This is a genomic window from Campylobacter massiliensis (genome assembly GCF_014253065.1).
Taxonomy (GTDB): domain Bacteria; phylum Campylobacterota; class Campylobacteria; order Campylobacterales; family Campylobacteraceae; genus Campylobacter_A; species Campylobacter_A massiliensis.
In genome coordinates this window covers 1,276,232-1,289,961 of the sequence record NZ_JACLZK010000001.1, presented here as the reverse complement: position 1 = coordinate 1,289,961, position 13,730 = coordinate 1,276,232, and the positions used below count along the sequence as shown (strand labels likewise).

At 48.8% G+C, this 13,730-nt stretch carries 13 protein-coding genes; 9 read left to right on the top strand and 4 right to left on the bottom strand.

Going from position 1 to position 13,730, the window contains the following annotated elements:
• Window positions 1–209 precede the first annotated feature (209 nt).
• Complete coding sequence (locus H7R39_RS06195) at window positions 210–560, bottom strand: hypothetical protein (RefSeq protein ID WP_185898403.1); 351 nt, start codon at window positions 558–560, stop codon at window positions 210–212.
• A 12-nt stretch (window positions 561–572) separates the two neighbouring features.
• Window positions 573–1,892 (bottom strand): NFACT RNA binding domain-containing protein, encoded by a 1,320-nt coding sequence (locus H7R39_RS06190; protein WP_185898402.1) that lies wholly within the window; start codon window positions 1,890–1,892, stop codon window positions 573–575.
• Between the two features lie 86 nt (window positions 1,893–1,978).
• Here H7R39_RS06190 and H7R39_RS06185 point away from each other — a divergent pair, with 86 nt between their 5' ends.
• From H7R39_RS06185 to H7R39_RS06175, 3 genes are all read left to right on the top strand, one after another.
• Complete coding sequence (locus H7R39_RS06185; RefSeq protein ID WP_185898401.1) at window positions 1,979–4,114, top strand: TonB-dependent siderophore receptor; 2,136 nt, start codon at window positions 1,979–1,981, stop codon at window positions 4,112–4,114.
• A 410-nt stretch (window positions 4,115–4,524) separates the two neighbouring features.
• Window positions 4,525–5,799 (top strand): 3-isopropylmalate dehydratase large subunit, encoded by a 1,275-nt coding sequence (gene leuC / locus H7R39_RS06180; protein WP_185898400.1) that lies wholly within the window; start codon window positions 4,525–4,527, stop codon window positions 5,797–5,799.
• A 20-nt stretch (window positions 5,800–5,819) separates the two neighbouring features.
• Window positions 5,820–6,287 carry a hypothetical protein gene (locus H7R39_RS06175; RefSeq protein WP_185898399.1) on the top strand — a complete coding sequence of 156 codons (468 nt, stop codon included), beginning with the start codon at window positions 5,820–5,822 and terminating at the stop codon, window positions 6,285–6,287.
• 45 nt (window positions 6,288–6,332) lie between these two features.
• Here H7R39_RS06175 and H7R39_RS06170 read toward each other — a convergent pair whose 3' ends face one another.
• The gene (locus tag H7R39_RS06170) at window positions 6,333–6,590 is read right to left on the bottom strand and encodes a SemiSWEET family transporter (RefSeq protein WP_122862418.1); all 258 of its coding nucleotides are present in this window, start codon (window positions 6,588–6,590) and stop codon (window positions 6,333–6,335) included.
• Window positions 6,591–6,705: 115 nt separating this feature from the next.
• Here H7R39_RS06170 and mobA point away from each other — a divergent pair, with 115 nt between their 5' ends.
• The 6 genes from mobA (at window position 6,706) to H7R39_RS06140 (ending at window position 11,911) form a co-directional block, all read left to right on the top strand.
• A complete protein-coding gene (gene mobA, locus H7R39_RS06165) occupies window positions 6,706–7,371 on the top strand; it encodes a molybdenum cofactor guanylyltransferase (RefSeq protein WP_185898398.1) in 666 nt (221 codons plus the stop codon).
• Window positions 7,368–8,462, top strand: a complete 1,095-nt coding sequence (locus H7R39_RS06160) for a phospholipase A (protein WP_185898397.1) — start codon at window positions 7,368–7,370, stop codon at window positions 8,460–8,462. Before mobA ends, H7R39_RS06160 begins: the two co-directional genes overlap by 4 nt.
• 472 nt (window positions 8,463–8,934) lie before the next feature.
• A complete protein-coding gene (locus H7R39_RS06155; RefSeq protein ID WP_185898396.1) occupies window positions 8,935–9,483 on the top strand; it encodes a hypothetical protein in 549 nt (182 codons plus the stop codon).
• A 19-nt stretch (window positions 9,484–9,502) separates the two neighbouring features.
• Window positions 9,503–10,090, top strand: a complete 588-nt coding sequence (locus H7R39_RS06150; RefSeq protein WP_323874595.1) for an SMI1/KNR4 family protein — start codon at window positions 9,503–9,505, stop codon at window positions 10,088–10,090.
• A 213-nt stretch (window positions 10,091–10,303) separates the two neighbouring features.
• On the top strand, window positions 10,304–11,206 hold the full coding sequence (menA, locus tag H7R39_RS06145) for a 1,4-dihydroxy-2-naphthoate octaprenyltransferase (RefSeq protein WP_185898395.1): 903 nt from the start codon (window positions 10,304–10,306) through the stop codon (window positions 11,204–11,206).
• A gap of 135 nt (window positions 11,207–11,341) precedes the next feature.
• The gene (locus tag H7R39_RS06140) at window positions 11,342–11,911 is read left to right on the top strand and encodes a YceI family protein (RefSeq protein WP_185898394.1); all 570 of its coding nucleotides are present in this window, start codon (window positions 11,342–11,344) and stop codon (window positions 11,909–11,911) included.
• 362 nt (window positions 11,912–12,273) lie between these two features.
• Here H7R39_RS06140 and H7R39_RS06135 read toward each other — a convergent pair whose 3' ends face one another.
• Window positions 12,274–13,416 carry a glycerate kinase family protein gene (locus tag H7R39_RS06135; RefSeq protein ID WP_185898393.1) on the bottom strand — a complete coding sequence of 381 codons (1,143 nt, stop codon included), beginning with the start codon at window positions 13,414–13,416 and terminating at the stop codon, window positions 12,274–12,276.
• Window positions 13,417–13,730 lie beyond the last annotated feature (314 nt).

Here is a 13,730-nt window from a genome sequence, read left to right as displayed (position 1 = left end):
CTGATTAAAAAGGGGCGATAAATTTGGCGGATTTGGGTTAAATTTTGCCGAGCGAGGCAGCAAATTCGGCGCGCATTTGACGAGCTGCGCTTGATTTTGCTTTTGCCAAAAACAGCTGCTTAAATTTAGCGGACAAAGGCTCAAATTTGATCTAAATAGAGCCAAATTTGACCGCTTAGCCTCTAGCGGTCAAATTTAAGCCCGCAAACTTAAATTTTAAGATCAAGATGATGAAATACGGGCGATGCCTGCGGAAAGTCGTTAGCCGCGACGCGCTCCTCGGAGTTTTTGTCGTCATCAGAGTTTTCGCCCTTTTGCTCCGAGGCGAGCTCGCCCTGCTCCTGCCTGCCCTTTTGCTTTTCGTGCTCGTTTTCGGGATCGATTTTGTAGGTTTCCTCAGTCGGGCGCACTTCGGAGACCTCTTGTTTTTCGTCGCTTGCTAGCGATGCGGCGGCGAGATTTTGCAGGTCAAATCTATTTTGGACGTCGGCGACCTTGTTTGAGACCATATTTACGTTTTGATTGATAAAAATCGTATTGCCAAGGGGTGTTACAGCCATTTTCGCCTCCTTTTAGTCGTGCTTTGTTACTAATATCGTCTTAAAATTAATATAATTTACATTTGCGCCACTCGTAATTTTGACGTTGTTACGTTTGGTAAAGTCAACCTCGTACGTCCCGCCGCCTTTGACGCTAAAATTTACGCAAATTTTAGCCGCAAATCTCAAAATTTCCTCGCTGGGAGCGCTTTTTGCGGTTTTGATGATGACGTGCGCGGACGGTAGGTCTTTTAGATGCATCCAGACGTCGTCTTTTTTCGAGTTTTTTAGCAGCCAGACGTTGCCTTTTTCGTTGCGTCCGATGCTGATTTTATAGCCTTCGACGTAAAAATCCTCGACGTTTTGATTTTGCTCTTTTTGCTTTACGGCGCGGGCCTTTTTAGGCGCTAGGACCTCTAGCTCTTCGGCGCTTTTTGCTTCATTTACGAGCGTTTGTAAATTTGATAAAAACTCCAGCTTTTCGGTCAAATTTTGCCGCTCTATCGTTAGACCCGCCGCCTTTTGTTTTAGCCTTTTTGCTTTGGCAAACATCGCGTTTGCGGCGATTTTTGGGCTATCGTCCAGCACGAGCCTCACCTCGCCTCGCTCGAAATCATTTAGCGTTACCTCGCGCTCGTAGTCTCTTAACGCGTGCAAATTTGATAAGATCAGCCCCGCGTTTTTGCTTAAAATTTCGCTTTGCGCATTTAGGTCGCTTTCGTTTTCAAGCCCCGCTAAAATCTCACTTAAATTTTGCATTTTTCGCTCTATCGCGGCCGATTTTACAGCGCGCAGATTTTCTAGCTTTGCGTTATTTACGCGCTTAAATTCCTCGCTAAAATACCGCTCAAAATCCGTTATCGGCGGCGTCTGGCGCTCTTTTATCACTGCCGGCGGCAGCTCTAGCAGCTCGCGCCCCGGTTTTATCACGCGAAAATTATTATCTATATGGCGCAAAGCCTCGACGATGACGCCCTTTTCGTCCGTAATGATAGCGTTGGTAAATCGCCCCGTAAACTCCAAAAACAGGCTCGAGGCTAAACTCTTATACGAGCCTTGGAATTCGCACTCCAGCTTTAAAATTCTATTTCCCTCGGGCACGCTTAAATTTAAAATTTTAGCCCCCCAAAACCTCTTTTTAAGCGCGACGTCAAAGGGCGCTTTGTACTCTTTTACATTTAGAAAATCAGGATTTGCGTAGATCGCGGAGTCAGATTTGCTAAGGTCGAAAAATAGTCCGAGCTCGCCGTCAAATTCTATAAATATCGCCATATCGCCCGCGCGTCTGATTGCGGTTATTTTTTTAAATTTGCCTAGAAAAGATTGTATTTGTTTTAAATTTGCGTATTTCATAGCCGAAATTATAGCCTAAAATGCGACCGAAATTTAAGCGCAAGAATAATATAATGATAATACATTTTAAAACGGAGAAAAAATAAATGAACAAATTTAGCCTAAGTTTAGCGGCCTCGTCGCTGCTTTTAACTCAAATTTTCGCCGCCGACGTAGCGCTACAAGGCGTCGAGATTAGCGAGAGCGCGGACGACGGATACCGCGCCAAAACCAGCGAAGTAGGCAAAACAAATACGCCTATTTTAGAGATCCCGCAGACGGTAAACGTCGTAACCCAGCAGCAACTAAAGGATAAAAAACCCGAGACTCTAGCCGAGAGCCTTCAAAACGTGAGCGGAGTTAGCTACGGAAACACCACGGGCGGTATCTTTGACTCGATCATTAAGCGAGGCTTTGGCGGCGGACGCGACGGCTCGATCATGCGAAACGGCGTACCGTCTAGCGTCATGCATAGCTTTAACAAAACCGTAGAAAGCGTCGAGGTGCTAAAAGGCCCGGCTAGCTTGCTCTACGGCGCGCAAGAGCCCGGCGGCATCATAAATATGGTCACTAAAAAGCCAAAATACGACTTCTCAAACGAAATTTGGGCCGGTATCGGCAACCGCAACTACTGGAACGCGGGCTTTGACAGCACGGGACCGATCGCTGATAGCGGCTTTGCGTATAGATTTATATTTGATATGATGCAAAAAGACTACTGGAGAGAGTTTGGCGAATATAAAAACGTCCTCTTTGCGCCTTCGCTCTCGTATAAAGGCGATGATTACCGCATAAATTTAGCCTATACGCACACGCGATCGACCGATCCGATCGACCGCGGTATGTATCTCATTCCAAGCACGGGCAAGCTACTTCCGATAGATAAGAAAAGGCGCCTTGACGAGCCGTTTAATAAACTAAAAACCAGACTCGACACCGTAGATGTAAATTTTGAAAAAAATATCGGCGAGGACTGGCTACTGCGCGGCGCTTACGCGTATTCGCGCTCAAAGCACGAATACGGCCACATCAGGCTAATGAACGTAAATTTAAACACGGGCGTTGCGGCTAGACGAAACGAGGCGTATGACGGATTTATCCACCGCACGCACGCGGGGTCGTTAAATTTAAACGGTTACGTGCAAACGGGCGAGATAGAGCATAACTTGCTATTTGGTATCGACGCAAAGGAGTACTACCGCTATAGACCCGGCGCGCTAAACAGCTATAGCTCCGGCACGACGCACAGAAACTTCCCGATAAATATCTACAGTCCAGTCTACGGCACGGTCGCCTATCCGTCCGACCGAGCCTCCGGTATCCAGTATCAAAAGCTAAGAACGATCGGATTTTACGCGCAAGATAGTATAAATTTGACCGAAAATTTGATCTACTCTTTGGGCGTTAGATACGAATACTACAACCAAGTCGCTCGCGGCACGACCAGCGGACCAAACACCACCGATCAGCAAGACGGCAAATTTACGTGGCAGACGGGGCTTTTATACCTGCTAACGCCGGAGTGGTCCGTTTACACCAACTACGCGCAAAGCTTTAGCCCGCAAATGGCGATCAGCGGCGACGACATCGGCGACATAAAGCCCGAAGAAGGCAAAAGCATAGAGCTAGGAACTAAATTTCAAAACGATAGCATAACGGCTAGCGCGGCGGTCTTTAACATCGATAAGAAAAACATCATGCGCACCGTAAATAGCGTAAGTACGCCCGTGGGCGAGGCGCGCTCGAGAGGATTTGAGTTTGACTTTAACGGCCGCGTGACGCAAGGGCTAAGCGTGGGCGCTAGCTACGCATACACTAAAACCGAGGTGCGTAAGGATAGCGGCGCGTTTGCCGTGCTAGTGGGCAAACCGCTAGAAGCCACGCCTAAGCACCAAGCCAGCCTCTTTGCTAACTACGACTTTAGTCATCTAGGCGCAAAAGGCCTAAGGATCGGCGGCGGAGCGAGGTACTTTGGCTCATGGTACACCTACTACATGAGGACGAATTTACCGGCCGTGCCTGCGGGAACGGGCTTTAAGATGGACGATGCGGTCGTTTACGACGCATTTATCAGCTACGATACCAAGATCGCGGGCTACGAGACGAATTTCTCGTTTAACGTCAAAAACTTGACCGATAAGCTCTACTATACGTCCTCATCGACCGGCACGCAGGCCAATATCATACCGATACAGCCGGGGTATGCGAGGCAGTTTATGCTGACTGTTAGCGTTAAATTTTAAAATTTAAGCGGCTTGTCTTTTCTCGCTATATGGCGTTGAAATTTAAATTTTAAGCTCGGCAGACTATCTTTGCTTCGCTTTGCTCGCAACTGCAAGCAGAGGTCTAGCCTACGCTTAAAATTTAAATTCCGCCTTGTCTAGCAAAAAAAAATACTTCGCCTTATCGTTTTGCGCTCGAATTTGAAGTCAAATTTAATCAAATTTGCAAATTTCCGCTTCAAATTTGACTCGCCAAAATCCGCATCCCAAAAACGCCGAATTCGGTTTTAAATCCGCGGCGCACTGCGCTATTTAGCCGAACCGAGTTCGCATTTGCAACGCTCAAATTTTAATCTCAATCTCTTTTTATCCATTTTTCGCTAGAATCGCTAAATTTTAAAACGCGCGGCATCCGCAAAAAAGGAAAATTTATGCAAAACTCAAAGCAAACCATCACCGAAAAGATTTTCAGCGAGCACGTAGGGCGCGAGGTTTTCGCGGGCGAGATCATCGAAAGCGACATCGACATGGTCATCGGCAACGACATCACGACTCCTATCTCCATCAAGCAGTTTGAGCGAAGCGGCGCGACAAGGCTAGCTAATCCGGACGGCTTTAGCGTCGTGATGGACCACTACATCCCGGCAAAAGACATCCTAAGCGCCAACCAAGCCAAAATCAGCCGCGATTTTGCGTATAAGCACGATTTGAAAAACTATTTCGATGAAAAGGACATGGGCATCGAGCACGCGCTTTTGCCCGAAAAAGGACTCGTAGTGCCTGGCGACGTCATCATCGGCGCCGATAGCCACACCTGTACCCACGGCGCGCTGGGAGCCTTTGCCACGGGCATGGGTAGCACCGACCTAGCCTACGCGATGATAACGGGCAAAAACTGGTTTAAGGTGCCGCCCACTATCAAAGTGATCTTTCGCGGCAAGCTAGACCGCCACGTCTACGGCAAGGACCTCATCCTAGAGATCATCCGCCGCATCGGCGTAGACGGCGCGCTGTATAAGGCGCTGGAGTTTACGGGCGAGACGATAGAGAACCTCGATATGGACGGGCGTTTTAGCATGTGTAACATGGCGATCGAGGCCGGCGGAAAAAGCGGTATCATCGCGGTCGATGAAACCACGAAAGAGTTTTTGAAAGGCAAAACCTTACGCGCCGAGCCGAAGCTGCACTACTCCGACGAGGGCGCAAACTACGAGCAAATTTTAGAGATCGACGTTAGCAAGCTCGATCCCGTGATCGCATATCCGTTTCTACCTAGCAACGGCAAGAGCGTGCGCGAGGCCGTCAGAGACGATATCGCTATCGATCAGGCCTTTATCGGTAGCTGCACGAACGGCAGGCTAAGCGATCTACGCATCGCGGCTGAAATCCTAAAAGGCCGCAAGGTAGCTCGCAAAACCCGCCTCATCATCACGCCTGCGACGCAAAAGATCGCCCTGCAAGCGCAAAAAGAGGGGCTGATGGACATATTTGCCGAGGCTGGCGCGGTCGTCTCAAATCCAACCTGCGGCGCGTGCCTGGGCGGATATATGGGGATTTTGGGCGTGGGCGAGCGCTGCGTGAGCACGACGAACAGAAACTTCGTCGGCCGTATGGGCGATCGCACGAGCGAGGTGTATCTGGCGAATTCTGCCGTAGCCGCAGCTAGTGCCGTCGCAGGCAAAATTGCCGACCCGCGCGATTTATAAACATTTATATGGAGTATCCTGTGGACAATTTATGGGCAGATGCAATAAAGATTATCCTTGGTGCACTTTTGACAATCGGTGCACAATGTGTGCATGTCTGGATCACTAATAAAAAAGACAAAAATAAACTCAGGCGACAAAAGCTAGAGGAAGCGTTTATTATAATTGGTGATATTTTAGGAGGATTACATTACAAGGCATCTTTATTGATAAACCCAAATTTAAGCATAGAAAGTCCGAAAATAGATACTAGCAAATTACACCTACTAATTAGTTTCTATGCGCCAGAGCTACAAGAAGACTACAAAGATTTTATGATCACATATCAGGAATTTATTCCACTTACCACAACAAGACTTAGAACCTCAGACAATGATGATAAAAACATGAAAGAGATAATAGAGGAACTAACAAAAATAATCTCTTTATTGGGTTTAAAAGGCAATAAAATTAAAGAAAAATTAACCGCAATAGCAAAAGAGTTATAAACATTCTGCTTTTAGTGCCCAATTAGTAAGACTCGCTATTGCCCCTTAAAACGCCGTTATCGTTGCCAAAAGGCCAAAAATTATCCCCGGCAAATTCGCAGCAGCTAGCGGATAGTCTCTCTTGGCTTTTAGCAGACCGTAGCTAGTCCAGATCGTGCAGTTTATCGCTGCGGCTAGAGGCTGGATAAAAGGCGTCTTGTTGCCGTCAAGGTTGCCCATTATCTGCGGGATATAAGAAATATACATGATAACCGACAGGCACGTGCCTATCCAGCCTAAAATTTGTAAATTTTTCTCGCTCATTTTCTCTCCTTTAAAGTCCGTATTATACTATTTTTTGGGGTGCGGCGGGCGCATTTTGGTAAATCAAAGCCGTTTTTAGCTAAAGTTAGCCTTATAATTTTGCTTAAGGAAAAAAATGAAAACATGCGTCATCTTGGCCGGCGGCAAAAGCTCGCGAATGGGCCGCGACAAAACGCTGCTGCCTTTTGGCGGATTTGCGACGCTCACGCACTACGGAGCGCATAAATTCGGGCGGATTTTCGAGCGCGTATTCGTTAGCTCTAAATTTGAAAAATTTAACCCACCCCTGCCGCTCATCAAAGACGCCGGCGCAGACGAGATCTCTCAGTCAAATTTGAACGCGGTAAGCGATAAAAACGACACCACGCCAAACTCAGCTCAAATTTGCGTGCAAGATACGGCAAATTTGAGTCCGGACGCCTTTTCTCCGATGCTAGCTCTTTACAGTATCCTTAAAAATTTCCCAAACGAAAGCGTCTTTATCGTCCCGGCCGATATGCCTTTTGTTAGCGAAGAGTGCGTGCGCGAGCTATATAAATTTGCCGGCGAATACGATATGGTCATCGCCGCGGACGAGTCGCATACGCACTCGCTTTGCGGATTTTTTAGCGGGGATTTAGCGGACGACGCGGGCGAGCTTTTTGCCGCGGGCGAGCACAAGATCGGGCTTTTACGTAGCCGCTGCCGCTGCAAGATCGTAAAATTCGCGCGCGAAGACGAGTTTTTTAACATCAACTATCAAGCAGATTACGAACAAGCCTTAAAAGAAGGAAAAATATGAAAAAAATTATCGTTTTATCGGCGATTTTGTTAAATTTAGCCCTAGCCGCTCATGCGGAAACGGCGAAGCAAAATTTAGCCCCGCAGCCAGAAAATCCAGCCGAAAATTCGGCCGAACCGACAGCCAAAGACGAAGCCAAACGCCTCTACGAAGCCGCCGCAAAGCTCGAATACGAAGGCGACAAAACAAGAGCCCTTCAGCTTTATAAGCTGGCGGCCAAAAAGGCGATATTTACGGACGAGGACGGCGAAACGGCTGCCATGGAGCGCTCCGTGATTGCGCCCTCAGATAGCGTAGCGGACGCGCCCGTAGAGGAGCAAAAGATCGCCTCCAAAGAGCGCCCGAAAGCGAAATTTGAGAGCGGCGAGGCATACGACGTGGATGAAATTTTGGGCTTAAAAATGCACCATTTAAACTACCTCTTGCCCGCAACCTACGCATTTAACGACGTCGAGGGTAGGCGTAGATTTGAGACCGCTTTTCAGATCAGCCTGCAAAAGCCGCTATTTTACGACGTGTTTGACATGAACGAAACGATCTCTGCAGGCTACTCGCAAAGCTCGTGGTGGCAGACGGCCAAGAGCTCTACGCCGTTTCGTGAAACCAACTACCGCCCCGAGATTTTCGTGACCGTTCCGATGAGATTTGAGGCGCTACCGAGCCTTGATTACCTACGCGCGGGACTTTTGCACGAGAGTAACGGCCAAGGCGGCGAGAAGTCGCGCTCATGGAACCGCGTATATCTCGAGGCTAAACTTTACGCAGGTAGCCTAGTCGTGATCCCGCGAGCGTGGGCGCGCATACCAGAGAGCAAAGGCAGCGACGACAATCCCGACATCGAAAAATACCTCAGCAACATGGATATAAATTTCGCCCTGCCTTACCGCGGTCACGTCTTTACGGCGATGGTGCGAAACAACCTGCATTTTGATAAAACCAACCGCGGCGCGGGCGAGCTTGGCTGGCTGTTTCCGTTTGGCAAGAGCGGCGTTTACGGCTACGTGAAGTACTTCACGGGATACGGCGAGAGCCTCATCGACTACAACCGCCACACCGACAAAGTCGGTATCGGCTTTGCGATTTTGAAGTAAAAGGCTAGCGCGCTCAAGCGGCGCAGGCAAGGTAAAAATCGCGGCAAAACGGCCAAAAGCGATAAGTCAAATTTGACCGAACCGACAAGCGGGCAAATTTGACGAGCGGGCGCTTGTTTGCAAAATATACGCATAATAAAGCAAGGATCAAATTTGCGAATTTTAGGCGCGGCGCGATCCTTTAAATTTACGCAAGGTTACAGTCAAAAATCGCCGCCGCAACGCAAGCGCAAAACCTAAGGAGATAGATGAAAAATTTATTAAAGCTTTTTATCGTTTTGACCTGCGCGACCTCACTGCAAGCAGGCGGCAAATACGTAACAGACTCTACATCACCCGGCTAGACGCGAGCGGCGCGCAGCTAAATCGCTACGTCATCGACGAGGCGGACGAGAAGTACAAGCGCAAGATCCCCGATGATCCCTCTACGAAGCTAAAAATCTCGCTCGTCGTCCGCAAAAACGAGCGCTGGGTGCTACTTGAAGTGTACTCAAAAGAGCACCGAAACGCGCCTGCGTTCACGGCCGAAAGGTGCCTGTGGAGCGGGCTAGAAAAAGAGCTGCTGGAGGATTTTGACGCGGGCGAGGTGCTAAAACTGTACCGAAAAACAAAACGCTTCGACGCAAATTTAGGCTTTTTTACCGAAAATAACATAGCCGAATACCGTAAAGACGGCAAACCGTCGTATAAGGAATTCATTAGCGTTCGAACGGGCAAAAAAGAAACGACTTTTGAAAAATACGACGACAGCGGACGCCTAAATAGCCGCATATACCAGCTAGGCGGCGACCCGCTGCTTTTTGAGTTTTTCTACCCGAGCGGCAAGCTAAAAAGCGTGATAGACCAGCGCTTATCGCTCGGTAAGCCGCTAAACGAAGCGGTTAAAATACAAAAGGAATTTAACGAAAAAGGCGAGCTCGTAAAAGAGGTCGTAACCGACGCAAAAGCGGGCGCGGCGACTACGAAATTTTACGGCGAAAACGGCGAAATCATAAAAACAGAAACAAAAAATCTCAGATAAACTAGATGCGGAAAAAGACGTGTTTTTAGAGTTAGACCAAATCGCTCGCAAGCTAGACGAGATCTACCTACCTCTGGAGCAAGAGGGCATAACGGGCATGAGACTGTCGCCGCAATGCGACTCTAGCGCGTCTATGCAGGCGATAGAAAAAGCGCAAGAAACTCTCGGCGTCAAATTTCCGCTTGCGTTTTTGCGTCTGGTTTGCAAATTTGACTTGGGCGAATTTGAAGTTTGCAACGTACGCTTTGGTGCCAAAGGAGACTACGCGGGCGAGCTTGTGCGGCTAAACGGCACCGACGAATACGGCGGCAAATGGTGGCCAGGCGAGACGCGTCCTGCAAATTTGATAGTTTTTGCCGTGGGCGATCCGTGGATTTTTTTGCTTGATTGCGCGGACGGTTCGATTTATGCGTGGCTGCTTGGAGACGAAGAGCTTTGCGGCAGGCGCGTTGCGAGCGATTTTGAGAGATTTTTTAGAGCGCTTGCTAGTATCGATATCGCGCGACTAAGTAAAAAGACCGTGCCTTGCGCAGAAAAAATCGCTAAATTCGTCCAGGCTGACGATGATAAGGCGCTTGAGTTTTGGCGAGAAACGGCGAAAATTTGATAAATTTAAGCGCAAGCGGCTTTAGCGGCAAATTTAACTAACTTTAAAAACTCTAAATACAGCGATAACCGCTGCAAATTTTAACTCCTAATTTACAAATTTCACTCGCAATCCGGGTCAAATTTATATTATTTTTTGCATTCGGGTGCTAAATTTGAGCTCAAATTTGCCACAAATTCGGCGTATAAACTTAAAAATAAAAAGGCAAAAAAAATGATAACCGCAAAAGCTCTTTACGCATCCGCGCGCCTTAGATCTCTGCCGCTTAGCGTCTCGGGCGTATTGCTCGGTAGCGGCGCGGCATACGGCGCGGGCGCGTTTAGAGCCGATATTTTTGCGCTGGCGCTGCTTACGACGCTGCTGTTTCAGGTTCTAAGCGACTATGCCAACGACTACGGCGACGCAGTAAAGGGCACCGACGACGAGGGCAGACTGGGGCCGCGTCGCGCGATACAAACGGGGCAGATGAGCGCGGCCGAGATGAAGCGCGTCATCGTCGCTACGGCGCTACTTTCGGCATTTTCGAGCCTCGCGCTGAGCGTTTTGGCGTTTGGCGAGCGGTTTTATCTCGTGCTGCTATTTTTGGCACTGGGCGGCGCGTCGATATACGCGGCGATCCGTTACACCGTGGGCGCCGGCGCATACGGCTACAAGGGGCTTGGCGACGTTTTCGTGTTTTTATTTTTTGGGTTACTTAGCGTGCTGGGTTCGTACTTTTTATACGCGCGTTCGCTCGATGCGGCGCTGCTACTGCCGGCGTGCGCATGCGGGATGCTAAGCACCGCCGTGCTAAATCTAAACAACATGCGCGACATCCAAAACGACGCGCTCAAGGGCAAGCGCACGGTCCCCGTTCGTATCGGACTGCGCGCGGCTAAACGCTACCACTACGCGCTAATCGCGGGCGGAGCGGGTCTGATGCTCTGCTACTCGCTTTTGCGGGGCGAGCCGGGCGTAAAACTACTCTACGTAATTAGCTTTGCGCCACTTATTTGGCACCTATTTTTCGTTTCGCGGGTGCGTGAATGCCGCGACTTCGACGGACAGCTAAAGGTCGTCGCGCTCTGCACGTTTGCGATGTCGGTGCTGTTTTTCGTCGGGGAAATTTTGGGCTAAATTTAGCCTGATTGTTTATCGCACGATCTTAAAGCGGCAAGCCAAGTAACTCAAATTTTTCTCAAAATGTTGCGAAAAAGTTATATATTTACTTTTTTAAAATACACTTTCAAACCTAAATCACAAGGAGAAAAAATGAAAAAACTAATCAAATTTTCGCTAGCGGTAGCGCTGGCAGCAAGCTTCGCAAACGCCGCAGTCTACGAGATCGACCCGGTGCACAGCAACGTCGGCTTTAAGATCAAGCACCTAAGCATATCAAAAGTCAGCGGAAATTTCGGCAAATTTGACGCCGTGATCGACTACGACAAGGACGCCAAAGAGCTCAAAACACTCGAGGCCACCATCGAGACCGCCTCGGTAAATACGCAAAACAACAAACGCGACGAACACCTACGAAGCGCGGATTTTTTCAACGCGGCCAAATTTGACAAAATCACCTACAAAATGGTCAAATTTGAGAAAGAAAGCGACACGGAAGGCAAGGTCGTGGGCACGCTCACGATGCACGGCGTAACTAAGCCCGTGGTGCTAAAATTCGAGCTTGGCGGCTTTACTGCGGATAAAAACGGCAAGGAAAAAATCGGCTTTAGCCTAGAGGGCGAGACGAAACGCAAGCTCTTTGAGATCGGGCTGGATACCTCAGAGATCACGCTATCTGACAAAGTCGAGCTAGAGATCAAAGTCGAAGCCAAAGAAAAATAATCCCCAAAATAAGCCTAAAGCCTGTTTTCGGGCTTTAGCTTGTTAAATTTTGGGTTTTTAGCCTAGATTTTTTAAATTTAGGCTCGCGCTACGACTCGGCGCAAAATCCGCACGGCAAAAACTCAAACTAAAATTTGTTTTTACCGTCGCGAATTTTATTGATTTACTAGATAAATTTACGGACTCGCAGCGACAAAGCATGATCTCAAATTTGAAAAATTAGAGAAACTACCGCGTCGAAAGGCAAAAATGCGGTAAAATGCAAAACGTTCGCTCAGACTCGCTAATCATGCCGAGCAAACAAAGCTCAAGCCGGCAAATAGATAAATTTGCCGAAAAAACCGCCGTATCAAAACGTAAATTTACCCCTTACGCCCTAGCAAATATAGCCTCAATGCCTGCTCTGCGGTCATTTTGAGATTGCGCGTCGCGGTTTGCTTATCCATCGCCTCCTCTAGGCTCACTGGCTCATTTAATACGCTAAAAAACGCATCGATGCCGTTTTCGTTACAGCCGCCCGCGCAAGGCGACACGCTGCCCGCTAGCGCAATGACGGGTTTGCCGTATTTTTTGGCGATCTTCGCCACTCCGGTCGGTGTCTTGCCCATCGAGCTTTGAAAGTCCAGTCGCCCTTCGCCGGTGATGATTAGATCAGCGTTTTTCACGTCCTCTTCGAGGCGGATTTCCTCCATGATGATGTCGATGCCGGGCTTTAGTTTGGCGTTTAGGTAGCTCACAAACCCGTACCCTAGCCCGCCTGCCGCGCCCGCGCCCTTGAAGTTCCAAAATTCGCTCGAAAAGTGCTCGCTCGTCGCGCTCGCAAAGCTTATAAGGCCAGCGTCTAGATCCTTTACCATCTGCTCGTCCGCGCCTTTTTGCGGGCCGTAAACGTAGGCCGCGCCGTTTTTGCCAAAGAGCGGATTATCCACGTCGCAAGCCACGAGGAATTCGCACTCTTGCAGCTCGGACACTACGTTTTTGTTTGAGATTTTGGTGATTTTTATGAGGTTTTCGCCTTTACCCTCGAGCAGCTCGCCGTTTTCGTCAAAAAACTCGTATCCCAGCGCGCTTAGCATGCCCGTACCCGCATCGTTCGTCGCGCTGCCGCCGATACCGACGATAAATTTACGCGCGCCCTTGCTAATAGCATGCAAAATCATCTGCCCAAAGCCGTAAGTGCTCGTTTTCATTGGGTTTCGACGCTCTTTTTCCACCAGCATGAGCCCGCTAGAAGACGCCATCTCGAGGATGCCCAACTCGCCTGCTAGCGCGTATCTGGCGGGGATTTTTTCGCCGAGAGGATTTTGCACGATGACGTCGATAAACTCGCCATCTAGCGCATCCGCTAGCGCCACCACGCTACCCTCGCCGCCGTCCGCGATGGGTTTAACCACCACTTCATCGGTCTCGCCGGCTAGGGCTTTGAGACCCTCTTTTACGGCGTTGCCGGCCTCGAGAGAGCTCAGAGAGCCTTTAAAAGAGTCGATTGCTATTAATATTTTCATCTGTTTTCCTTTTTTGTTAGCGGCTTGTCTTTTTCCTTTATACTTCGTTAGAAATTTCGCCGAAGCTCGGTTACATACTACTTGTATGCGTCCTCGCTCGGCTTATTTCTGCCTCGTCTAAAGAAAAAATACTTCGCCTTAAATTTTACGGTCTGATTTTATCAAATTTAGTTTTAAATCGCGAGCCGAATTTAGCTTCATTGCTAATTTAAAAACGCGCGGCGCGATAGCGCCACATAAACCTGGGCCGCAGTGCGGCAACCTCTCACGTCGTAGGGGGAGGGAATTAAATGGAGCAGGGGAACTCTTTTGCT

Coding starts and splice junctions, on each gene's coding strand:
- H7R39_RS06190 (WP_185898402.1), bottom strand. CDS start 1,892: ATGAAATACGCAAATTTAAAACAAATACAATCTTTTCTAGGCAAATTT.
- H7R39_RS06135 (WP_185898393.1), bottom strand. CDS start 13,416: ATGAAAATATTAATAGCAATCGACTCTTTTAAAGGCTCTCTGAGCTCT.
- H7R39_RS06160 (WP_185898397.1), top strand. CDS start 7,368: ATGAAAAAAATTATCGTTTTATCGGCGATTTTGTTAAATTTAGCCCTA.
- H7R39_RS06185 (WP_185898401.1), top strand. CDS start 1,979: ATGAACAAATTTAGCCTAAGTTTAGCGGCCTCGTCGCTGCTTTTAACT.
- H7R39_RS06140 (WP_185898394.1), top strand. CDS start 11,342: ATGAAAAAACTAATCAAATTTTCGCTAGCGGTAGCGCTGGCAGCAAGC.
- menA (WP_185898395.1), top strand. CDS start 10,304: ATGATAACCGCAAAAGCTCTTTACGCATCCGCGCGCCTTAGATCTCTG.
- H7R39_RS06195 (WP_185898403.1), bottom strand. CDS start 560: ATGGCTGTAACACCCCTTGGCAATACGATTTTTATCAATCAAAACGTA.
- leuC (WP_185898400.1), top strand. CDS start 4,525: ATGCAAAACTCAAAGCAAACCATCACCGAAAAGATTTTCAGCGAGCAC.
- mobA (WP_185898398.1), top strand. CDS start 6,706: ATGAAAACATGCGTCATCTTGGCCGGCGGCAAAAGCTCGCGAATGGGC.
- H7R39_RS06170 (WP_122862418.1), bottom strand. CDS start 6,590: ATGAGCGAGAAAAATTTACAAATTTTAGGCTGGATAGGCACGTGCCTG.